The organism is Sphingomonas sorbitolis (genome assembly GCF_036663875.1).
Classification (GTDB): Bacteria; Pseudomonadota; Alphaproteobacteria; order Sphingomonadales; family Sphingomonadaceae; genus Sphingomonas.
Map to the genome: position 1 here is coordinate 1207355 of NZ_JAXOJS010000001.1, position 19596 is coordinate 1226950.

Here is a 19596-nt window from a genome sequence, read left to right on the forward strand (position 1 = left end):
TCCCTCCCCTTCAGGGGAGGGTCGGGGTGGGGCATGTCCACGCGAGCGTGCTCAGCGTGGCAAAGCCCCTCACGCCTCAAACGAGCAGCCATCCCAATCCGCCAACAAGTCGTGTTTCCCCGCGAAGGCGGAGACCCAGACTGGGCTCCCGCCTTCGCGGGAGAACAAGGAAGCGCAAGTCGGCCTGCGAAGAACCGCGCGTCCCTGTCCGACCGGATAACCGCCTCCCACGCCCCGATGGACAGACGAAGCGTGCAGCCACCACCGCCACCGCTGACCGGCAAACTAATCAACTGTCCTACACGCCCGGAGAAGCGCACCATCACCAGATGCGCGCGCCCACCCCCTTAACCGCGACACCGCTCCCACACCCCGACGCCACCCCCACGTCAAGAAAGCTTCCCAGCGTCTACACTTCCTATACTTCCGCACCGCAGCATAAACGCGAAACACCAACAAACGACAACACTTCCAACACCTTGCCCCCCCAACCAGCCCCCGCCCCGCGCACAATGAAAAAGGGCGCGGGGACCATCGCCCCCGCGCCCTTCTCCAACTCTAGCCCAGGGCGGGCGGCAGTCCGATTACTCGGCGGCTGCGGTGCCCTTGGCAGGGCGCATGTCGCGACGCTCGGCGATACGCGCTGCCTTGCCGGTGCGGCCCCGCAGGTAATACAGCTTGGCGCGACGCACGGCGCCCTTGCGGACGACTTCGATCGAATCGACGTTCGGCGAGTAGAGCGGGAAGACGCGCTCGACGCCCTCGCCGAAGCTCATCTTCCGCACGGTGAAGTTCGAGCCCATGCCCTTGTTCGAGCGCGCGATGCACACGCCCTCGTAGTTCTGAATACGCGTGCGCTCGCCTTCGACGACCTTCACGCCGACCTTCAGCGTATCGCCGGGGCGGAAATCGGGGATCGTCTTGTTGGCCAGGAACTTCGCGATGTTCTCGGCTTCGATCGTCTGCAACAGGTTCATGTCTCGTCCTCGTGTCGCTGCGCGCCAGAGGGCGACTGGACCCGAACGCCCTCATGGCGCTCCCAAAGGTCCGGTCGCCGTGACCGTGTATCGATCTCCGCGCGGCGTTTGCGCCATGCAGCGATCTTCGCATGATCCCCCGATCGCAGCACCTGCGGGATCGTGCGCCCTTCCCATTCCTGAGGTCGGGTATAGTGGGGATATTCGAGCAGCCCCGTTTCGAAGCTCTCGTCATCCCCACTAGAAGCCGCGCCCATTACGCCGGGCAGCAGCCGAATGCAAGCATCGAGCAGCACCAGCGCGCCCATCTCGCCGCCCGACAGGATGTAGTCGCCGATCGAGACCTCCTCGATCTCCCGCGCCTCGAACAGCCGTTCGTCGAACCCCTCGAACCGGCCACAGAGAATGGTGACGCCAGGACCTTTGGCGAGTTCGCGAACCCGCTCCTGGGTGAGAGGCTTCCCCCGAGGCGTCATCGCCAGCACCGGCCGCCCATCGGCAACGCTGTCGATCGCCGAGGCCACCACGTCGGCCCTGAGCACCATCCCGGCCCCGCCCCCAGCAGGCGTATCGTCCACCGACTTGTGCTTGTCGGTCGCAAAGTCCCGGATCTGCACCGGCGAACAGGACCACCGCCCCTCCCCCAGCGCCCGGCCCGCAAGCGACGTCCCCAGCGGCCCCGGAAACATCTCCGGATACAGCGTCAATATCGTGGCAGCGAAAGTCACAGCGTCCAATTCTCTATGCGAAGGCCGGGCACGTCGGCGAAGTCGCGCTCGTTGTTGGTGATCAAAGTAAGACCCAGCGACAGCGCGTGGGCTGCGATCAGCCGATCGAAGCTCCCGCGTTTGAAGGGCAGTCGTGCATATAGCCGAGCCGACGCTTCGTCGAACGGAAGTACCGGCACCCACCGGCTGAACGCATCGACCGTCTGCAACGGCGGCAGTTTGCCTTGCCAGCAGCCGACCGCCAGTTCGGCAAAGACGATCGCCGACATGCCCAGCTCGCCCTCGTCGCACTGCTCGACACGCTGTCGGAGCACAGGGACATTACCACCAAGCAACAGGATGCAGATGTTGGTGTCGAGCAGATACTTCACGGCTCGTCGGTCCGCCCCGGCCAGGACGGATCATCCCACGGGCGCGGCGAGGGCTCGAAGATCCGGTCTTCGCGGTCGATGAGCTTCAACCCGGGGATCGAGCCGTAGATGCCGGTAAGGTCGATCTTCTTGGGCACCGGAGAATAGGGTTCGACGATGAACTTGCCGCTATCCTCGCGCACGGTCATTTCCGCGCCCTCCGCAATCCCAAGCGCTTTGGGCAAGCGCAACGCGACCGAGTTGCCCGACTTGAAGACCTTCGCGCGATATTCCTTGGCCATTGCCGCCTCCGTATGCACACGACGTATATACGAAACCGGTGCAAGGAACAATTACGCCTGCGAAACGCTCGCGGGGCATGGACGATTGCATCATCATCGGCGCCGGCCCGGCAGGCCTCACCGCGGCGATCTATCTCGCGCGCTTCCACCTCTCGATCCGCCTGTTCGATTGCGGCAGCAGCCGCGCGGCACTGATCCCCTGCACCCACAACCATGCTGGCTATCCCGAAGGTATCCGCGGCACCGACCTGCTAGCCCGGATGCTAGCACAGGCAGAGACCTATGGCGCAGTCCGCGAGGGTGTGCGGGTAGACGCGATCGAGGTCGACGACGACGGCTTCACCGTACGGCTCGGCGATCGCCGCGCGCGAGCCCGGAGCGTACTGCTCGCCACCGGAGTCGTAAACAACCGCCCTGACGTGCCCGACGCAATCCACGACGAAGCGCTGGAGGCCGGGTTGCTCCGCTACTGCCCGATCTGCGACGGCTACGAGGTCACCGACAAGCGCGTCGGCATCATCGGCACCGGCGACCACGGCATGCGCGAGGCGCTGTTCCTCCGCGGCTATACGAAAGACGTGACGCTGATCGCCCCAGAGGGTGGCCACGACCTCGATCCGGCATGCGAAGCGGCGCTAGACGATGCCGGGATCGTCCGCGTCGGAGGCCCTTGCGGCAACTATGCGATCGAGGGAGACAAATTGGCTTTAGACACGGTCGAGGGACGGTTGTCGTTCGACAGCATCTATCCAGCGCTCGGATCGGTCATCCGTTCGGAACTCGCCGTCGCAGCAGGCGCGCGCGCATCCGAGGACGGATGTCTGGAGGTCGACTCCCACCAGCGAACCTCAATCCCCGGCCTGTTCGCGGCCGGCGACGTGGTGAAGGGTCTCGACCAGATCAGTCATGCAATGGGCGAAGCCGGCGTCGCCGCAACAACGATCCGCAACATACTCGCCGAGCAGCGGCCGCTTCGGCGGTAATCGCTACTCGACTTAGGAGAACAAGGCTTATTCAGCCGCGAACGAAGCCTCGACAATGAGCTGGTCGGCATCCCATTCGGGAACGGCTTCAGGGCGCATCGGGATCATGAACCGCTTGCCAGGCTTGTCATCCACGGGCGGCCGCTCGATCTCGATCACGTCGCCCGCACCGAAATTATCGATCGCAACGACCCGTCCGATCGCCTCCCCATCGGTCGAGACGACATCGAGACCGATCACATCCGTGTGATAATACTCACCGTCTTCCAGCGGCGGCAACGAAGACCGCGGCACGGTCAGTTCGGTCCCGCGCATCGCCTCGGCAGCGTTGCGATCGGCGACCTCGGCGAAGCGCGCGATCATGCCGTTGTTGCCGTTGCGCGCGGACTTCAGCGACAGCGCGCCATCGTTGAAGCTCTTATAGCTGCCGAAATTTTCGGCGAAGACCTTCAGCCGCACTTCGCCACCGATGCCATGCGCACCGATGACGACGGCGAGCGTCACGTCAGCCTTGCGCGGAGCCTTCATCGCGACCGGGCGTGTCGTCGGAGCCTTCGGCGGGGTCGTCGGCGGAGACGCCTTGGTTGGTGGCATCTTCGATGTCCTCGGGTGCGGGGGCTGTGCGGGGGTCGGTTTCGGGGGCCATCATGCGCTCCTGTTCGGGGTTACCGAAAGTAGAACGCATGAAGTCCGGTTCGGGTGCGGTTGGCGACCCGTAGTCGGAGCGGGGGTTGCCTCCCGCGCCTTCGTCACCCCGGACTCGTTCCGGCGTCCACTGTTCCGCGAACCCAATTCTTTCGAATGTGCGGATAGGTGGATGCCGGAACGAGCCCGGCATGACGGAGAAGGGGCGAGGCGATCACGCTCCGCCCCCAATCCAGAAGCGCTATCTTACGAAGCGGCTTCTTCGGTCTCGGCAGCGGCAGGAGCTTCTGCTTCGGCAGCAGGTGCAGCCTTCGCAGCGGCCTCAGCCTCGGCAGCTTCGGCCGCCTTGGTCGCACGCTCTTCGGCGCGCTCGGTGGCCTTTTCGCCGGGCTTGCCCTTGTTCGGGTTGTTGCGCGCCGAACGCTCGAGCACGCCAGCCTGGTCGAGGAAGCGCGCGACGCGGTCGGTCGGCTGCGCGCCGACGCTCAGCCAATGCTTCGCGCGGTCCGCGTCGAGCTGCACGCGCTGCTCGTTGTCCTTGGCGAGCAGCGGGTTGTAGTTGCCGATCTTCTCGATGAAGCGGCCGTCACGCGGCGAACGCGCATCGGCAACGACGATCTTGTAGTAAGGACGCTTCTTGGAGCCACCGCGCGCGAGGCGAATGTTGATTGCCATGATATTTTCCTTCGTTTTCTAGATAGATCCCCGAGCGAAAGCCGAGGTGTCGTGGTTGGATAAGGAGGTTATTTCTTCTTCAGAAAATCGTCGAAACCGGCCGGCATCTGCGGCATCTTGGGGCCACCGAGCCCCGGAAGCCCGCCGCCGCCACCGCCCGGAAGGCCGCCAGCACCAGCCTTGTTGAGCATGTCGCCCATCTGCGGCCCGCCGATCGCATTGCCGATGCCGCCAAGACCGCCACCCAAGCCGCCCTTGCCGAGCATCGCCATCATGCCCTTCATGCCGCCCATCTTCTTGATCTTCTTCATGGCGGTCGACATTTCGAGGTGCATCTTGAGCAGCTTGTTGACCTCCTGGACGGTCGTCCCGGAGCCCTTGGCGATGCGGATCTTGCGCTTGGCGTTGATCAGTTCGGGCTTGTTGCGCTCCTTGATCGTCATCGATCCGATCATCGCGTCCATGTGCATCAGCACCTTTTCGCCACCGACCGACGCGACCGCGCCCTGCGCCTTCTTCATGCCGGGGATCATCCCCGCCAGCGCGCCGAGCCCGCCCATCCGCTGCATCTGCGCGAGCTGAGCACGCAGGTCGTTCATGTCGAACTGACCCTTGGCCATCTTGGCGGCCATGCGCTCGGCGTCTTCGGCCTGGATAGACTCCGCGGCGCGCTCGACCAGGCTGACGACGTCGCCCATGCCGAGAATACGGCCAGCGACGCGCTCGGGATGGAACGCCTCGAGCGCATCGAGCTTCTCGCCGGTCCCTGCGAACTTGATCGGCTTGCCGGTGACCGCACGCATCGACAGCGCCGCGCCGCCGCGGGCATCGCCGTCCATGCGGGTCAGCACGATACCCGTCAGCGGCACCTGGTCGCTGAAGTTCTGTGCGACGTTGACCGCGTCCTGACCGGTCAGCGAGTCGACGACCAGCAGGATCTCGGCCGGGTTCGCGACGTCGGCAACCGCCTTCATCTCGTCCATCAACGCCTGGTCGACATGGAGTCGACCCGCGGTGTCGAGCATCAGGACGTCATAGCCCTGAAGCTTGGCAGCCTGCATCGCGCGACGGGCGATATCGACCGGCTGCTGGCCCTGCACGATCGGCAGCGTCGCGACGTCGATCTGCGTACCGAGCGTCGCCAGCTGCTCCTGCGCGTTCGGGCGATTGACGTCGAGCGACGCCATCAGCACCTTCTTGCGCTCGCGACCGGCCTGTCCGAAATTCGCCTGCCCTGCCGCCAGCCGCTTGGCGATCTTGGCGGTCGTGGTCGTCTTGCCCGAGCCCTGGAGGCCGACCATCATGATGACGGCCGGCGGCGTGACGCCCAGCTCGAGCTCGACGGCATCCGAACCGAGCATCTCGACCAGCGCATCGCTGACGATCTTGACGACCTGCTGGCCCGGCGTGACCGAACGCAGGACGTTTTGGCCGATCGCCTTCTCGGTCGCCTTCTCGACGAACTCGCGCGCGACAGGCAGCGCGACGTCGGCTTCGAGCAGCGCGACACGCACCTCGCGCATCGCCGCGCGCACGTCCGCTTCGGTCAGCGCACCCCGGCCGCGAAGGCGGTCGAAGACGCCGCCAAGTCGATCGCTCAGGCTTTCGAACATCGAAATACTCCAAATCACCGCGACGAAACGCAAAAGCGCCGGCGGGCGAAACCTCGCCGGCCAGCGTGCATCCTTGGATGCTCGTCCAATGCGCCCCATAACGGAACGTGGGTGGCCACCTACTGGAATGCAGCCGCGGATGCAAGATCGAGTCGTGGAGCGCAATTGTCGAGCGGGCGCACCTCCTTATTCTCCCGGAAGGGCAGGAGCTCAGCCTGAGCTCCTGCCCTTCCGGGAGAACCAATTGATGCAATGTAGATCAACCAGTCGCACCCACGCCACGCCCTGCCCCGAGCCGACGCCGCCTTAACATCTCCTACACCTGTCGCATGCCACACCGGCGACCAATCAACGACCGGACACTCCCATGACCGCAAAGTCGGCGGCGACGCGTGCGCCCCGCAACATCAGTCGGGAATTCATGACCGGCGCCGTGACAGGCGCCGCGATCCTGCTGTTCGTCGGCACCGGCGGCACGGTCCTGGTCAAGGCGTTGGCGAATCTGCGCGGCAGCACCGCCGTGATCGACCGGACACTGATCGCGGCGATGCTGCTGAACGTCGCGTTGATCCTGTTCGGCTGGTTCCGCTACCGTGCGCTCGCCGAGGAACTGAGCGACCTGACCGACGCCGGCCACCGCGCGCAAGCGCTGGCGCAACGCGATCCGCTCACCGGCTTCCTCAATCGCCGCAGCCTGTCCGAAGACGGTGCGACGCTGTTTGCCAGCGCCCGCCGCCGGGGCAAGGCAATGGCCATGCTGACGATCGACGTCGACCATTTCAAGAGCGTCAACGACCTGCATGGCTATGCGGTCGGCGACCTGCTGCTCGCCTATGTCGCGGAGACGATCGCGGCGATCGCACCGAGCACCAGCCTGCTCGCGCGGCTCGGCGAGGACGAATTCGCCTGCGCGTTCGTGTTCGACTCCGCGCACAAGAACGTCGCCGACCGGATCGCCGAGCGGATGGTCGCCGGCCTCGCGCTGCCGTTCCGCAGCAATGGCGTCGACATCCATACCGGCGTATCGATCGGCATCGCGCGCTCCGACAGCGACTGCGCATCGATCGACGCGCTACTGCGCAACGCCGATATCGCGCTGCATGCCGCCAAGACCGCTGGGCGCGGCCGCCATGCGTGGTTCGATCGATCGATGGAGCGCTCGCTGCAACTGCGCGGCGAACTCGAGACGGGCTTGCGCAACGCGATCCCGGCACAGGAGATCGTCCCGTATTTCGAGCAGCAGGTCGACCTGACCACCGGCCGCATCACCGGGTTCGAGGTCCTTGCGCGCTGGGAACATCCGACCAAGGGCATTATCGCACCCGACGTGTTCATCCCGATCGCCGAGGAAATCGGGCTGATCGGCGAGCTGTCGCTGTCGATCATGCGCCAGGCGTTCGCCGCCGCGCGCGACTGGGACGCGGGGCTCACGCTGTCGGTCAACGTCTCGCCGCTGCAGTTGCGCGATGCGTGGCTCGCGCAGAAGATCATCAAGACGCTAGTGGAGACGGGCTTTCCCGCGAGCCGGCTCGAGATCGAGATTACCGAGAGCGCGCTGTTCGACAACTTACCCCTCGCGCAGTCGATCGTGGGGAGCCTGAAGAACCAGGGCATCCGCCTCGCGCTCGACGATTTCGGGACGGGCTATTCGAGTCTGGCGCATCTGCGGGCGCTGCCGTTCGATCGGATCAAGATCGACAAGAGCTTCGTCACCTCAATCCTGGATAATCCCGAGAGCATGGCGATCGTGAACACGATCGCGCGGCTGGGGGACAGCCTCAACCTGCCGACGACCGCGGAGGGAATCGAGGACGCCGTGATCGAGGAACGCCTGCGCGCGATCGGCTGCGCGAAGGGCCAGGGGTATTTGTACGGGCGACCGCTGGGCGCGGCACAGGTCCGGCGGTTGCTGGCGGAGAAGCGGCTTTTGGCCCAGCGGCCGGACCGTGATGCGCCGCCGCCGCGGGGGATTGCGCCGCGGCTGGCGGGCTGAGGTTTTGCCAGCCACTCACACAGCCCCACCCCGGCGGAGGCCGGGGCCCAGTTGGAAAGGCTGCAGTAACGACGGACCGTCCCTCACCACCATCGTCTCCCAACTGGGCCCCGGCCTCCGCCGGGGTGGTGGGCGGTGTATAAGGCTTCTCCCTAATTCTCGTTCTCCCGCGAAGGCGGGAGCCTAGGACCAAGCAGTGCTTCGGTTGGTACCCTGTTCTCCTGCGTTCGCAGGAGAACAGGACGTCGGATGCGCCACTACCGCGATGCAAAGCGTGGACTTCGCCCCCCACCCCTCCTAAATCGCGCTCCATGCCGTCTGCCCCGCAGCCAGAGGTCATCAGCCTCGGCTGCCGCCTCAACATCGCCGAAAGCGAGACCATCCGCGCGCTCGTCGCCGGGCGGGACATGGTCGTGGTCAACAGTTGCGCGGTCACCAACGCCGCGGTGAAGGCGACGCGCGTCGCTATCCGCCGCGCCAAGCGCGACCGGCCTGATTCACAGATCATCGTCACCGGATGCGCCGCGCAAATCGATCCGGCCAGCTTCGCGGCGATGCCCGAAGTCGACCGCGTCGTCGGCAATGCGGACAAGCTGCAGTCCTCGGCATGGCAGACCCACGACGCCGTGGTCGTGTCCGACATCATGCAGGTTCGCGAGACAGCGCCTCACCTCGCAGCCAGCTTCTCCGCGCATGCCCGCGCGTTCGTCGAGGTGCAGAACGGCTGCGACCATCGCTGTACCTTCTGCGCGATCCCGTTCGGCCGCGGTCCGAGCCGCTCCGTCCCCGCGGGTGCGGTCGTCGACCGGATTGCGGGCCTCGTCGACGCAGGCCACCGCGAGATCGTCCTCACCGGCGTCGACCTCACCAGTTACGGTCCCGACCTCCCCGGCGCACCGACGCTCGGCCATCTCGTCGAACGAATCCTGCTTCACGTGCCAAAGCTGGAACGCTTACGCCTTTCCTCGCTCGACGGGATCGAGATCGACGACCGCTTCTTCACTTTGCTGACCACCGAAGCGCGGATCATGCCGCACGTCCATTTGTCATTGCAGGCCGGCGACGACATGATCCTGAAACGCATGAAGCGCCGCCATTCGCGCGCGGAAAGCGTCGCGCTGGTCGAGCGCCTCAAGACCGCGCGCTCCGACATCGCGATCGGCGCAGACCTGATCGCCGGCTTCCCGACCGAGGACGCGGCGATGTTCGCCAACACGCTCGCGCTGATCGACGACTGCCACATCGTCCACCCGCACATCTTCCCCTATTCGCCCCGCGCCGGCACCCCCGCCGCGCGCATGCCGCAAGTCGAGCCCGAAGTTCGCCGCCAGCGCGCCGCCCTCCTGCGCGAGGCCGGCGAAACGGCTCGAACGAACTGGCTGCAAACCTTGGTCGGCACGTCGCAGAATCTGCTCGTCGAACGCCCCGGTGACCGCGGCCATATCGGCAATTTCGCAGAAGTCCTGCTGGACGAACCCGCCATACCCGGCGACATCGTCCACATCAGAATCACCGGCGCTACGTCCGACCGCCTCAGCGCAACACGAGAACCATCATGAGCACCACCCCAACCTGGCACGACAAGCTGATCGGCGGCTTCAAGCGCACCTCCGACCGGCTCGTCGGCAACCTCGCCGGCCTCGGCGGCGCGCGGCTCGACAACGCGACGCTCGACGATATCGAGGAGGCGCTGATCGCGTCGGACCTTGGCCCCGAGACCGCCGGCCGCATCCGCCACCGCCTCGCCGAGGGCAGCTTCGAGCGCAACATGGAGGAACTCGGCATCCGCGTTATCGTCGCCGAAGAGGTCGAAAAGGTGCTCGCCACGGTCGCTAAGCCGATCGAGATCGACGCCTTCCCGCGCCCGCAGGTGATCCTCGTCATCGGCGTCAACGGCTCGGGCAAGACGACGACGATCGCCAAGCTCGCGCATCTGCTGATGGAGCAGGATTACGGCGTGATGCTGGCCGCCGGCGACACCTTCCGCGCCGCCGCGATCGGTCAGCTCCGGACTTGGGCCGAGCGCGTCGGCGTGCCAATCGTGACCGGCCCCGAGGGCGGCGATGCGGCGGGCGTCGTGTGGGACGCGGTCAAGAAGGCGACCGAGACCGGCATCGACGTGCTGATCGTCGACACCGCCGGTCGCCTCCAGAACAAGCGCGAGCTGATGGACGAGCTGGCGAAGATCCGCCGCGTGCTGGGCCGGATCAACCCTGAGAGCCCGCACGACATCGTCCTCGTCCTCGACGCGACCACCGGCCAGAACGCGCTCCAGCAGATCGAGGTCTTCAAGGAGGTTGCAGGCGTCACCGGCCTCGTGATGACCAAGCTCGACGGTACCGCGCGCGGCGGCGTGCTGGTGGCGGCGGCGGAGAAATACGGCCTGCCGATCCATGCGATCGGGATTGGCGAGGGGATGACGGATCTGCGCCCATTCGATGCCAACGAAGTGAGCCGGATCATCGCGGGGGTGGAGAGCGTTCGGAAGTAACGCTTTTCCATCCGCTCTGCGCCCCTCTTTTTCCGTTCGTCCTGAGCGTAGTCGAAGGACCGGCCCGTTTGTGGCATGTCCTTCGACTACGCTCAGGACGAACGGTATTCTGGATTGATCTCGTGACCCCAACCAAGCCCCCGCTCTCCCCCGGCCTCCGCATGGCCATCGACTACGGCCCGCTCGCGATCTTCTTCGCGGTGAACTTCCTCACCCCAGGCCTGCCGATCGCGCGCGTGATCGCAGCCACCACCGCGTTCATCATCGCCACCATCGCCGCGATGATCGTGTCGAAGGTGAAGGCGGGGCATATCTCGCCGATGCTGTGGCTGTCGGGCGCGCTGATTGTCGTGTTCGGCGGGCTGACGATCTATTTCCACGATCAGCGCTTCATCCAGATGAAGCCGACGATCATCTACGCGATGTTCGCCGCGATCCTGCTGTTCGGGCTGCTCACCGGGCGCCCGCTGCTCCAATCGTTGCTTGAAAGCGCGTATCCCGGCCTCACCGCCGAGGGCTGGCACAAGCTGACGCGCAACTGGGTCGTGTTCTTCATTTTCATGGCGCTGCTGAACGAATTCGTCTGGCGCTACACGCTGGCCGCGTGGGGCAAGGACGCCGGGTGGAATTTTTGGGTCGGCTTCAAGCTGTGGGGCGCGATCCCGCTCACGTTGCTGTTCGCGTTCGCCAATATTCCGATGCTGCTGAAGCATGGATTGCAAACGGGCGACAAGGCCGTGACCGACCTGCCGCCCGAAGGGTAATCTCACTATCCGTCATCCCGACTCGGACACGTCATCCCAGCGAACGCTGGGATCTCCCGGTTCTAGCCGAGACGACTGCCAACCGGGATACCCCAGCTTTCGCTGGGGTGACGGTGGTTATTGAGGTCGGGGTTGTTCGAATTGGGCTCAGCCCGCGACCTTCGCGTAGCGCTCGCCAACGACGTCCCAGTTCACGATGTCCCACCAGGCCTTCAGATAGCCCGGGCGATCGTTCTTGTACGTCAGGTAATAGGCATGCTCCCAGACGTCGTTGCCCAGCAGCGGCGTGCCCGGCTCTTTGGCGTCGTCCATCAGCGGGTTGTCCTGGTTCGGCGTGCTCGTTACCTTCAGCTTGCCGCTGTCATCGGCGATCAGCCATGCCCAGCCCGAGCCGAACTGCCCTGCACCCTTGGAGTTGAACTCTTCCTTCAGCTTGTCGAGGCTGCCGAAGTCGCGATCGATCGCCTCGGCGAGTTTGCCCGACGGTGCCTGGCCGTTCTTGGCCGCCATCGTCTTCCAGAAGAAGTCGTGGTTCCAGAAGCCACCACCATTGTTGCGGACTAGCGGCGGCTGCGACGAGATCATGCCGAGGATGTCCTCGATCGACTTGCCCTGCAGCGCGGTGTCCTTCTCGACGCCTTCGTTCAGCTTCGCGGTGTACGCAGCATGATGCTTGTCATGATGAAACTTCATCGTCTCCTGGTCGATCACCGGCTCAAGCGCGTCATAGGCATAAGGCAGCGGCGGGAGTTCGAAAGCCATCAGGATTCTCCTTCGTGAATAGGGTCGGACGTCAAACGCCCGCACGCCCCAAATGGTCCCCACAAAGTCGTTACGCAAGCGTAGCGCGCACCATGCGCACCCTGAGTTTGCGCCATCCTATCGCAGTCGAGGATTGGCTCCGATCGCATAGTGGATCGGTTTGAAGGTGCCGCCGTTCGAATCCGGTGCTGAACACGCCGTCAGGCCGATGACGAGATCCATCGCCGCGCGAAACACGATCTGGTCGCCCGCCTTGCTGATCGGCGGCAGGACACTGAGCTTGCCCGTATCTGCGTCGATCGGCACGTTCATGAAACAGTTGAACGCCGTCGGAATCCGATCGGGGACCACGCCATAAGGCTCAAGCGCCGCCGCCAGATTCCCGAAACATCCCCGATGCGGGGTCAGCGTCGGATAGAAATGATGAAACGTGTCGTACGAGCACGGCGTCAGCAGAAAGTCGTGCCGGCCGACGTCATCCGCGATGATCTCCAGCATCGGCTGCGACCGGTTCGAATAGAGAATGTGACCCGTCGTCAGGTAGATCGTCTCAGCATAGTCAAGCGTCCGCCCCGAGGAGATGACCTCGTCGAGATCGTCGGCGTTGAATGCGAGCAGATCGGCAACCTGCTCGCCACGGGGGTCGATCACGGTCAGCATTTCGCCCCGCGCGAGACGAAAGGCGGTGCCGCTGCGCTCCGGAATCTCGATCACGGCCAGCGCGTAGGTTACGTCCGTCATGACGATGCCCCCTGATAGGAAAACGGGCAGCGCCAGACATCGTCGACCGAGCGTCCGCTATATTGCCGAGCCTCGCTCATTTCGCCGTGACGCGTCAGCATGGGATTGCGCGACCCGGCGATAGCCTCGTCACGCACCATGATCTTTTCGCGCATCGTTTCGTAACGGCCTTGCGCACGCAGGATCGTGAACTGGTCGTGCAGATTGAACACCATTGTCGGACGCGCAAACTGTCGCGCGGGGCGGCTGGCATTAGGATGCAGGCCGACCACGAAGAACGCCTCGCCGCCGAAGCTGAGCGAGAAATGCGGGCTGTCCGGATCGGCACTCACGCGCTCGTCATATTCCTGTCCGCGCCAGACATCCTTGTCGGATAGCGACTGGATACGGTTCCAGAGATGCCGCTCGAAGGTCGGCTCGTCGAACGTCACCGGCTCGTCGAACACGACGGCAAAGCTCCGGAACAGGGCCGGATCTGCGCGGTATGCGGCTGCAAAGGTCAACAGGCCGTCATGGATACGAACGTCGTCCCATGCGGAGTCGATCCTATTGCAAGACAGCACTTCCAGCGTGCCCTTTGCGACCGCGGCTTTTGCGCCGACGCACGGGAAGGTCGCTTCCGCTATGTGATCGCGGAGCAGCGCGACGTGCGTGTCCTGATCCTTGTGGCGCCAGGGAAATAATGATGACTGCTGGATTTCCATAGGAGCAAGGACGCTTTCCGGCGCCACCCGTTCCTTGCATTGCCGTGGGTTAAGGCGATTACGGGGGCGGTTCGGCAGAACATCTCACGACGCCTAATAGTAAATACCGCGTAACTTTAGAGAGTTGCCGGGTGCTAACCGCACAACGTCACGATGTGTCTGCTATAGAAAACCATTCCGCATAGGACGTCGTCCTTGCCATATGCCGGTTCAAATCGGGCGCGCCATCCGTCCACCATACCGGGCCTCTTTCCCCAAGGCCTCGCTTAGCCGTGTCGACCGCGGCATGTGCGGCATGCTCGCCTTCCACATCGCTGCGCCGTCGGGCTTGCGCCACAGCACGTCGCGCATCCATCAGATCGTGCACCAGACGATCCCGATCCGCATCGGACAGATCGGGGTTCGCCTTGCGCCACAACCGACCGCGGACGACGATGTAGCGACCGTCGGGCGTCGACAGCGGCGGCTGCTTGCCCGCGCTTCGGGTCACGCGGCGGTCTTGCCGTATTCCTGGCGCGTTACCGGGTGGCTGGACGAGAGACCGCCGTCGACCGCGATCGCCTGGCCGTTGACGTAGCTCGCGTCGTCGGAGGCGAGGAACAGTGCGACCTTCGCCAGTTCCTCGGGTTGCGCGCCGCGGTGGAGCGGGTTGAGGCGGCCTACGCGGTCCATCTTGTTGGCCTCGCGCGCGTAATCGAAGACGGGCTTGGTCATGCCGGTCTCGGTCAGGCCGGGGCAGATCGCGTTGACGCGGACATTGGAACCGGTGAGTTGCTGGGCCGAGACGGCGGCGAGGTTGATGACGCCGGCCTTCGACGCGGAGTACGCGGGCGAGCCGGCGCCCGAGCGGATGCCGGCAACGCTGGCGGTGAGGACGATGGCGCCCTTCCCTCGCTCGGCGATGCGCGGGGCGGCGTGCTTGATCGCGAGGAACGGGCCGATCAGGTTGACGCGCAGCACTTCGGTGATGAGCGCGACGTCTGTGTCGAACAGGTTTGCCATGCCGCCCGAAATGCCGGCGTTAGCGAACATGACGTCGAGCCCGCCGAAGCTGTCGCAGGCGAGCGCGATCGTGCGGATCACGTCGTCTTCGAGGCCAGCGTCGATGCGGATCGCCTCGGCCGTACCGCCGGCTTGCGCGATCAGGTGGGCGGTTTCGTCCGCCCCCTCTGTCTTGTCGGCGACGATGACCTTGCCCCCTTCAGCCGCGAACAGGAGCGCGGCGGCGCGGCCGATGCCGGACCCTGCGCCGGTGACGATGATCGACTTGTTCTCGAAACGCATGGGGCTTTCTCCGGTTAGATCGTGACGCCGCCGTCGATGACCATCGTCTGGCCGGTCATGAATGCGCTGGCCTGCGAGGCTAGGAAGACGACTGCCCCCGCGATCTCCTCGGGCTCGCCGATACGGCGGAGCGGCACCCCGGTGTTCGCCGCCTCGATCCGCTGCGGGTCTTCCCATAAGGCGCGAGCGAAGTCGGTCTTGATCAGGCCGGGCGCGATGCAGTTGACGCGGACGTTGGACGGGCCGAACTCGACCGCGAGGTTTCGCGCAAGCTGCATGTCGGCGGCCTTGCTGATGCAATAGGCGCCGATCACGGGTGAGCCGCGCAGGCCGCCGATCGAGGATATGATAATTATGCTGCCGCTGCGACGCTCCAGCATCTCGGGCGCCACCATCTGGATCAGCCAGTGATTCGAGACGATGTTGTTGTCGAGGATTTTCCGGAACTGGTCGTCGGCGATGCCTGCCTGCGGGCCGTAATAGGGGTTCGAGGCGGCGTTGCAGACGAGGATGTCGATGCGACCGAGCTGGGCGCGGGTCTGGTCGACTAGGTTCTGGAGACCCGCCTTGTCGGAGATGTTGGCAGCGATGGCGATCGCGGTGCCGTCTCCGTGTCTGGCGTTGAGTTCGGCGGCGGCCAGGTCGCAGGCGTCCTGCTTGCGGCTGGAGATCACGATCTTTGCGCCGTGCTCGGCGAGTTCGCGGGCGGAGGCGAGGCCGATTCCTCGCGACGATCCAGTAACGATGGCGACCATGCCGGTCAGGTCGAACTGCGACATTGTCTTCTGCTCCCGTGGCGACTTATCTCGAACCAAGTCCGTCACCCCAGCGGAAGCTGGGGTATCTCAGTTGGCTGGTGCCCCGATCCAAACCCGGAGATCCCAGCTTTCGCTGGGATGACGGGAGAACTCGGGGGCATGAACTAAGCCCCCGCCTTCACAGCGAACCCCCAGGCCGCATCGGCCAGCCCGTGGATCTTCGCCACCGTCTTCTCCGCCTGCGCGCTCGAAGCCGTCCCATCGACGATACGTTTCTTGATACCCTGGACGATGCCGGTCAGGCGGAAGAGGTTGTAAGCGAAATACCAGTTGAGATCGGGGACGCCGTCCCGGCCGGTCGCGGCGCAATAGCGTTCGACGACCTGCTCGATCGTCGGGATGCCCGTCTCCGGTCCGGTCATGCCGAGCACCCCGGAGCGCCCCTCGGGTTCGGTTACCCAACTCATCAGCAAGTACGAGAAGTCGGCGAGCGGATCGCCGAGCGTCGATAATTCCCAGTCAAGTACCGCGATCACTTTGGGCTCGGCGGGCGCAAAGATCATGTTGTCGATGCGGTAGTCGCCGTGAACGATCGAGGTGCGCGTCTGCTCGGGCAGTGTACGCGGCAGCCACTCGATCAGGCGTTCGACCGACTCCATATGCTCGGTCTCGGCGGCGCGATATTGCTTGGTCCAGCGGCCGACCTGGCGCTCGAAATAATTGCCGGGCTTGCCGTACTCGCCGAGCCCCGCCGCCGCGTAATCGGTGTTGTGGAGCGCGGCGAGCGTGTCGACCATGGCCTCGTAATGCGCGGTGCGCTCGGCGGCTGTCGCGCCGGGCATCGCGCCGTCCCAGATCGTCCGGCCCTCGACCATCTCCATGACGTAGAAGGCCGAGCCGATCACGGCCGCGTCTTCGCAGAGGCCATAGGGCCGTGGGACCGGGAAGCCGGTCGGATGTAGCCCGGCGATCACACGGTATTCGCGATCGACGGCGTGTGCGCTCGGCAGGATCGGGCCGAACGGTTTCCGGCGCAGCACGTACGCGCGATCCGGCGTGTCGAGGCGATAAGTCGGGTTCGACTGGCCGCCGGCGAACTTCGCGTAGGTGAGCGGGCCAGCGTACCCGGGGACGTTGGCGGTCATCCACGCCCCGAGCGCGTCGAGGTCGAGCTTGTCGCGCTCGCCGACCTCTATCGTGCCGACCATGCTGGTCGAAGCGTCGCTCGTCACGAGAAGGTGATCACGCTGCGGGTCGTGTCGCCGCGCCGCAGTTCGTCAAACGCGTCGTTAATGCGCTCGAGTGGCATGCGGTCGGCGATGATCGTGTCAAGATCGAGCAACCCGCGCATGTAGAAATCGACCAGCCGCGGGATGTCGACCGGGAAGCGGTTCGAGCCCATGAACCCGCCCTGCAGCCGCTTACCCGACAGCAGGTCCATCGCCGACAGCCCCACCTTCTCGCCGAGCGGCATCATGCCGAGGATCGTCGCCGTGCCGCCGCGCCGCAACACCTTGACCGCGGTCGCCGCCGATTGCGCGCGGCCGACGGCTTCGATCGCGTGATGCACCCCGCCCTTGGTTATCGCGACGACCTCGTCCGCGGCGGTGTCGGACAGCGCATCGATGCTATGCGTCGCGCCAAGCTTCTCCGCCATCGCGCGCTTCTCGGGGACCGGATCGAGCGCGATGATCTTGCCAGCGCCCGCGATTTTCGCGGCGTTCACCGCTGCCAGCCCGATCCCACCGCAGCCGACCACGCACACCGTCTCGCCCGGCGTCACGTCGGTGGTGTTGAACACCGCCCCCGCCCCCGTCGTGATCGCGCAGCCGAGCAGCGCCGCGCGGTCCATCGGCATGTCGCGATCGATCGCGACGCACGCGTGTTCGTGGACCAGCATCATCTCGGCATAGGCGCTGAGGTTGAGCATCTGCGCGATCGGCCGGTCGCCGAGCATGAGGCGCGGTGCGGCGCCCTTGGGACGGCGCACGCTAGCGTCGATGCACAGCGACATCCGGCCGGTGACGCAGAACTCGCACTGGCCGCAGAAGGCCGAGAGACAGGTCACGACATGGTCGCCGACCTTCACGCCGCGCACTTCGTCGCCGATCGCCTCGACCACACCGCAAGCCTCATGCCCCGGAATCGTCGGCATCGCGTGCGGATAGGCGCCGTCGACAAAATGTAGGTCGGACCGGCACACGCCGATCGCGACGGTGCGGATCAGTACCTCATGCGCCGTCGGCTTCGAGACGGTCACGTCCTCGATGCTGAGCGGGGTGTTGGCTTCGAAAAGGACTGCGGCTTTCATGTCTGCCTTTCGTATTTTTGTGGTCGGGGCACTCCACCCAGCCCGTCATTCCGAAGTCCGCCCCTCCACCAAATCCGTCACCCCAGCGAAAGCTGGGGTATCCCGGTTGGCAGGCGCCGCGACCCGAATGGGGAGATCCCAGCTTTCGCTGGGATGACGGGGGATAGCGGACGAACGGACGGAGAAAACCTACCGGCTCACCCCGACATCCCCGCTGGAAACGCCGCCCTTACGGAAGTCGCCGTATTTCCCGAACTCGTTGCGCGCGATCGAGCGGTTGTGGACCTCGTCCGGGCCATCCGCGAACCGGAGAGTCCGCATCGCCGCCCAGTCATGCGCCAACCGGAAATCGCCCGACACCCCCCCGCCGCCATGCGCCTGAATCGCGTCGTCGAGGATCCTGAGCGCCATGTTCGGCGCGGCGACCTTGATCATCGAGATTTCGATCTGCGCCGACTTGTTGCCCGCCTTGTCCATCATGTCCGCCGCCTTGAGGCACAGCAAACGAGTCATCTCGATGTCGATCCGTGCGGTCGCGATCCGCTCTTCCCACACGGAGAAGTCGGCGATCCGCTTGCCGAACGCCACCCGGTCGAGCAGCCGCCGCGCCATCGCCTCGATCGCGGTCTCGGCAACGCCAATGGTACGCATGCAGTGATGGATACGGCCCGGCCCAAGCCGCCCCTGCGCGATCTCGAACCCGCGCCCCTCACCGAGCAGCACGTTCTCGACCGGCACGCGGACGTTCTCCAGCACGACCTCACCATGCCCATGCGGCGCGTGGTCATAGCCATACACCGACAGCATGCGCTTGATCGTCACGCCCGGCGTATCCATCGGCACGAGGATCTGGCTCTGTTGCTGGTGCCGCGAGCCCTCGAAGCTCGTCTTGCCCATCACGATCGCGATCTTGCAGCGCGGATCGCCGACGCCCGACGACCACCATTTGGTACCGTTGATGACGTAGTGATCGCCGTCGCGCACCATCGACGTCTCGATGTTGGTCGCGTCCGACGACGCCACCGCGGGCTCGGTCATCAGGAACGCCGAGCGGATCTCGCCGCGCATCAGCGGCCCGAGCCACCGGTCCTTCTGCTCGCGCGTGCCATAGCGGTGAAACACCTCCATGTTACCGGTGTCGGGCGCCGAACAGTTGAAGCACTCGCTCGCCCAGCCGATCTTGCCCATCTCCTCCGCGCATAACGCATATTCGAGATTGGTGAGCTGCGTGCCCTCGAACTCGAACGAATCGTCGACATGCGTCTGGCCCGAATGCGGCGGCATGAAGAAATTCCAGAGGCCGGCGGCCTTGGCCTTCTCCTTCATCTCCTCGATCACCGGAATCACCTTCCAGCGCTCGCCCTCATGCGCCTGCTGGTCGTAATCGGCCTGTCGCGGGCGGATATTCTGGTCGATGAAATCCCGGACCCGATCCCGGAAATACGTCTCTCGTTCGCTCAGCGTAAAATCCATGCGGGCTCTCCGTTCGTCATCGCTTTTGTCGCGGGTTAGACC

General features: G+C 65.0%; 22 protein-coding genes. 5 read left to right on the top strand and 17 right to left on the bottom strand.

The genetic code is table 11. From position 1 onward, the window contains the following. Window positions 1-584 precede the first annotated feature (584 nt). From rplS to U1763_RS05145, 4 genes are read right to left on the bottom strand one after another with little or no spacing between them, the layout of a single operon-like run. The gene (gene rplS / locus U1763_RS05130; protein ID WP_031395442.1) at window positions 585-977 is read right to left on the bottom strand and encodes a 50S ribosomal protein L19; all 393 of its coding nucleotides are present in this window, start codon (window positions 975-977) and stop codon (window positions 585-587) included. Continuing rightward, entirely contained in the window at window positions 974-1705 is a 732-nt protein-coding gene (trmD, locus tag U1763_RS05135; RefSeq protein ID WP_332754359.1) for a tRNA (guanosine(37)-N1)-methyltransferase TrmD, read from the bottom strand. Before trmD ends, rplS begins: the two co-directional genes overlap by 4 nt. Beyond that, a complete protein-coding gene (locus tag U1763_RS05140) occupies window positions 1702-2076 on the bottom strand; it encodes a type II toxin-antitoxin system VapC family toxin (RefSeq protein WP_332754360.1) in 375 nt (124 codons plus the stop codon). The genes trmD and U1763_RS05140 overlap by 4 nt, the downstream gene beginning before the upstream one ends. Further along, a complete protein-coding gene (locus U1763_RS05145; RefSeq protein WP_060526851.1) occupies window positions 2073-2357 on the bottom strand; it encodes an AbrB/MazE/SpoVT family DNA-binding domain-containing protein in 285 nt (94 codons plus the stop codon). Before U1763_RS05145 ends, U1763_RS05140 begins: the two co-directional genes overlap by 4 nt. Before the next feature lie 77 nt (window positions 2358-2434). Here U1763_RS05145 and U1763_RS05150 point away from each other — a divergent pair, with 77 nt between their 5' ends. Next, on the top strand, window positions 2435-3340 hold the full coding sequence (locus tag U1763_RS05150) for an NAD(P)/FAD-dependent oxidoreductase (protein WP_332754419.1): 906 nt from the start codon (window positions 2435-2437) through the stop codon (window positions 3338-3340). A gap of 27 nt (window positions 3341-3367) precedes the next feature. On the opposite strand, the gene rimM is transcribed toward U1763_RS05150, so the two are convergent. The 4 genes from rimM to ffh form a co-directional block, all read right to left on the bottom strand. After that, window positions 3368-3868: a ribosome maturation factor RimM gene (gene rimM / locus U1763_RS05155; protein WP_332754361.1), complete on the bottom strand. Its 501-nt coding sequence runs from the start codon at window positions 3866-3868 to the stop codon at window positions 3368-3370. After that, window positions 3846-4025: a hypothetical protein gene (locus U1763_RS05160; RefSeq protein ID WP_132740479.1), complete on the bottom strand. Its 180-nt coding sequence runs from the start codon at window positions 4023-4025 to the stop codon at window positions 3846-3848. The genes rimM and U1763_RS05160 overlap by 23 nt, the downstream gene beginning before the upstream one ends. A 206-nt stretch (window positions 4026-4231) precedes the next feature. Further along, a complete protein-coding gene (gene rpsP / locus U1763_RS05165) occupies window positions 4232-4660 on the bottom strand; it encodes a 30S ribosomal protein S16 (protein ID WP_056062272.1) in 429 nt (142 codons plus the stop codon). A 68-nt stretch (window positions 4661-4728) separates the two neighbouring features. Then, a complete protein-coding gene (gene ffh / locus U1763_RS05170) occupies window positions 4729-6273 on the bottom strand; it encodes a signal recognition particle protein (protein ID WP_332754362.1) in 1545 nt (514 codons plus the stop codon). Window positions 6274-6640: 367 nt separating this feature from the next. On the opposite strand from ffh, the gene U1763_RS05175 reads away from it, so the two are divergent. The 4 genes from U1763_RS05175 to ispZ all read left to right on the top strand — a co-directional run bounded on the left by U1763_RS05175 (window position 6641) and on the right by ispZ (window position 11521). Further along, entirely contained in the window at window positions 6641-8266 is a 1626-nt protein-coding gene (locus U1763_RS05175) for a putative bifunctional diguanylate cyclase/phosphodiesterase (protein WP_332754363.1), read from the top strand. Between the two features lie 311 nt (window positions 8267-8577). After that, window positions 8578-9825, top strand: coding sequence for a tRNA (N(6)-L-threonylcarbamoyladenosine(37)-C(2))-methylthiotransferase MtaB (mtaB, locus tag U1763_RS05180; protein ID WP_332754364.1), 1248 nt, complete (start codon window positions 8578-8580; stop codon window positions 9823-9825). Continuing rightward, entirely contained in the window at window positions 9822-10757 is a 936-nt protein-coding gene (gene ftsY / locus U1763_RS05185; RefSeq protein WP_132740487.1) for a signal recognition particle-docking protein FtsY, read from the top strand. The genes mtaB and ftsY overlap by 4 nt, the downstream gene beginning before the upstream one ends. Window positions 10758-10918: 161 nt before the next feature. Next, on the top strand, window positions 10919-11521 hold the full coding sequence (gene ispZ / locus U1763_RS05190; RefSeq protein ID WP_132740879.1) for a septation protein IspZ: 603 nt from the start codon (window positions 10919-10921) through the stop codon (window positions 11519-11521). Window positions 11522-11668: 147 nt separating this feature from the next. On the opposite strand, the gene U1763_RS05195 is transcribed toward ispZ, so the two are convergent. From U1763_RS05195 to U1763_RS05235, 9 genes are all read right to left on the bottom strand, one after another. Further along, entirely contained in the window at window positions 11669-12283 is a 615-nt protein-coding gene (locus U1763_RS05195; protein ID WP_332754365.1) for a superoxide dismutase, read from the bottom strand. Window positions 12284-12400: 117 nt separating this feature from the next. Continuing rightward, complete coding sequence (locus U1763_RS05200; RefSeq protein WP_332754366.1) at window positions 12401-13024, bottom strand: DUF1989 domain-containing protein; 624 nt, start codon at window positions 13022-13024, stop codon at window positions 12401-12403. After that, entirely contained in the window at window positions 13021-13728 is a 708-nt protein-coding gene (gene gntA / locus U1763_RS05205; RefSeq protein WP_332754367.1) for a guanitoxin biosynthesis heme-dependent pre-guanitoxin N-hydroxylase GntA, read from the bottom strand. The genes U1763_RS05200 and gntA overlap by 4 nt, the downstream gene beginning before the upstream one ends. A 148-nt stretch (window positions 13729-13876) precedes the next feature. Beyond that, window positions 13877-14218, bottom strand: coding sequence for a hypothetical protein (locus tag U1763_RS05210; RefSeq protein ID WP_332754368.1), 342 nt, complete (start codon window positions 14216-14218; stop codon window positions 13877-13879). Continuing rightward, complete coding sequence (locus U1763_RS05215; RefSeq protein ID WP_332754369.1) at window positions 14215-15012, bottom strand: SDR family NAD(P)-dependent oxidoreductase; 798 nt, start codon at window positions 15010-15012, stop codon at window positions 14215-14217. Before U1763_RS05215 ends, U1763_RS05210 begins: the two co-directional genes overlap by 4 nt. Window positions 15013-15026: 14 nt before the next feature. Then, on the bottom strand, window positions 15027-15791 hold the full coding sequence (locus tag U1763_RS05220; protein WP_332754370.1) for an SDR family oxidoreductase: 765 nt from the start codon (window positions 15789-15791) through the stop codon (window positions 15027-15029). 143 nt (window positions 15792-15934) lie between these two features. Continuing rightward, the gene (locus U1763_RS05225; protein WP_332754420.1) at window positions 15935-16978 is read right to left on the bottom strand and encodes a phosphotransferase family protein; all 1044 of its coding nucleotides are present in this window, start codon (window positions 16976-16978) and stop codon (window positions 15935-15937) included. 20 nt (window positions 16979-16998) lie between these two features. Continuing rightward, window positions 16999-18081 (bottom strand): Zn-dependent alcohol dehydrogenase, encoded by a 1083-nt coding sequence (locus tag U1763_RS05230; protein WP_332754371.1) that lies wholly within the window; start codon window positions 18079-18081, stop codon window positions 16999-17001. A 189-nt stretch (window positions 18082-18270) separates the two neighbouring features. Beyond that, a complete protein-coding gene (locus tag U1763_RS05235; RefSeq protein WP_332754372.1) occupies window positions 18271-19554 on the bottom strand; it encodes an acyl-CoA dehydrogenase family protein in 1284 nt (427 codons plus the stop codon). Between the last annotated feature and the right edge of the window lie 42 nt (window positions 19555-19596).

Excerpts from the sequence above, each read along its gene's own strand:
- U1763_RS05145 (WP_060526851.1), bottom strand. The coding sequence starts at position 2,357 with ATGGCCAAGGAATATCGCGCGAAGGTCTTCAAGTCGGGCAACTCGGTC.
- U1763_RS05220 (WP_332754370.1), bottom strand. The coding sequence starts at position 15,791 with ATGTCGCAGTTCGACCTGACCGGCATGGTCGCCATCGTTACTGGATCG.
- ffh (WP_332754362.1), bottom strand. The coding sequence starts at position 6,273 with ATGTTCGAAAGCCTGAGCGATCGACTTGGCGGCGTCTTCGACCGCCTT.
- U1763_RS05200 (WP_332754366.1), bottom strand. The coding sequence starts at position 13,024 with ATGACGGACGTAACCTACGCGCTGGCCGTGATCGAGATTCCGGAGCGC.
- ftsY (WP_132740487.1), top strand. The coding sequence starts at position 9,822 with ATGAGCACCACCCCAACCTGGCACGACAAGCTGATCGGCGGCTTCAAG.
- rpsP (WP_056062272.1), bottom strand. The coding sequence starts at position 4,660 with ATGGCAATCAACATTCGCCTCGCGCGCGGTGGCTCCAAGAAGCGTCCT.
- mtaB (WP_332754364.1), top strand. The coding sequence starts at position 8,578 with ATGCCGTCTGCCCCGCAGCCAGAGGTCATCAGCCTCGGCTGCCGCCTC.
- U1763_RS05225 (WP_332754420.1), bottom strand. The coding sequence starts at position 16,978 with ATGGTCGGCACGATAGAGGTCGGCGAGCGCGACAAGCTCGACCTCGAC.
- U1763_RS05150 (WP_332754419.1), top strand. The coding sequence starts at position 2,435 with ATGGACGATTGCATCATCATCGGCGCCGGCCCGGCAGGCCTCACCGCG.
- gntA (WP_332754367.1), bottom strand. The coding sequence starts at position 13,728 with ATGGAAATCCAGCAGTCATCATTATTTCCCTGGCGCCACAAGGATCAG.
- U1763_RS05235 (WP_332754372.1), bottom strand. The coding sequence starts at position 19,554 with ATGGATTTTACGCTGAGCGAACGAGAGACGTATTTCCGGGATCGGGTC.
- U1763_RS05160 (WP_132740479.1), bottom strand. The coding sequence starts at position 4,025 with ATGCGTTCTACTTTCGGTAACCCCGAACAGGAGCGCATGATGGCCCCC.
- rplS (WP_031395442.1), bottom strand. The coding sequence starts at position 977 with ATGAACCTGTTGCAGACGATCGAAGCCGAGAACATCGCGAAGTTCCTG.
- U1763_RS05195 (WP_332754365.1), bottom strand. The coding sequence starts at position 12,283 with ATGGCTTTCGAACTCCCGCCGCTGCCTTATGCCTATGACGCGCTTGAG.
- U1763_RS05175 (WP_332754363.1), top strand. The coding sequence starts at position 6,641 with ATGACCGCAAAGTCGGCGGCGACGCGTGCGCCCCGCAACATCAGTCGG.
- rimM (WP_332754361.1), bottom strand. The coding sequence starts at position 3,868 with ATGAAGGCTCCGCGCAAGGCTGACGTGACGCTCGCCGTCGTCATCGGT.
- U1763_RS05215 (WP_332754369.1), bottom strand. The coding sequence starts at position 15,012 with ATGCGTTTCGAGAACAAGTCGATCATCGTCACCGGCGCAGGGTCCGGC.
- U1763_RS05230 (WP_332754371.1), bottom strand. The coding sequence starts at position 18,081 with ATGAAAGCCGCAGTCCTTTTCGAAGCCAACACCCCGCTCAGCATCGAG.
- ispZ (WP_132740879.1), top strand. The coding sequence starts at position 10,919 with ATGGCCATCGACTACGGCCCGCTCGCGATCTTCTTCGCGGTGAACTTC.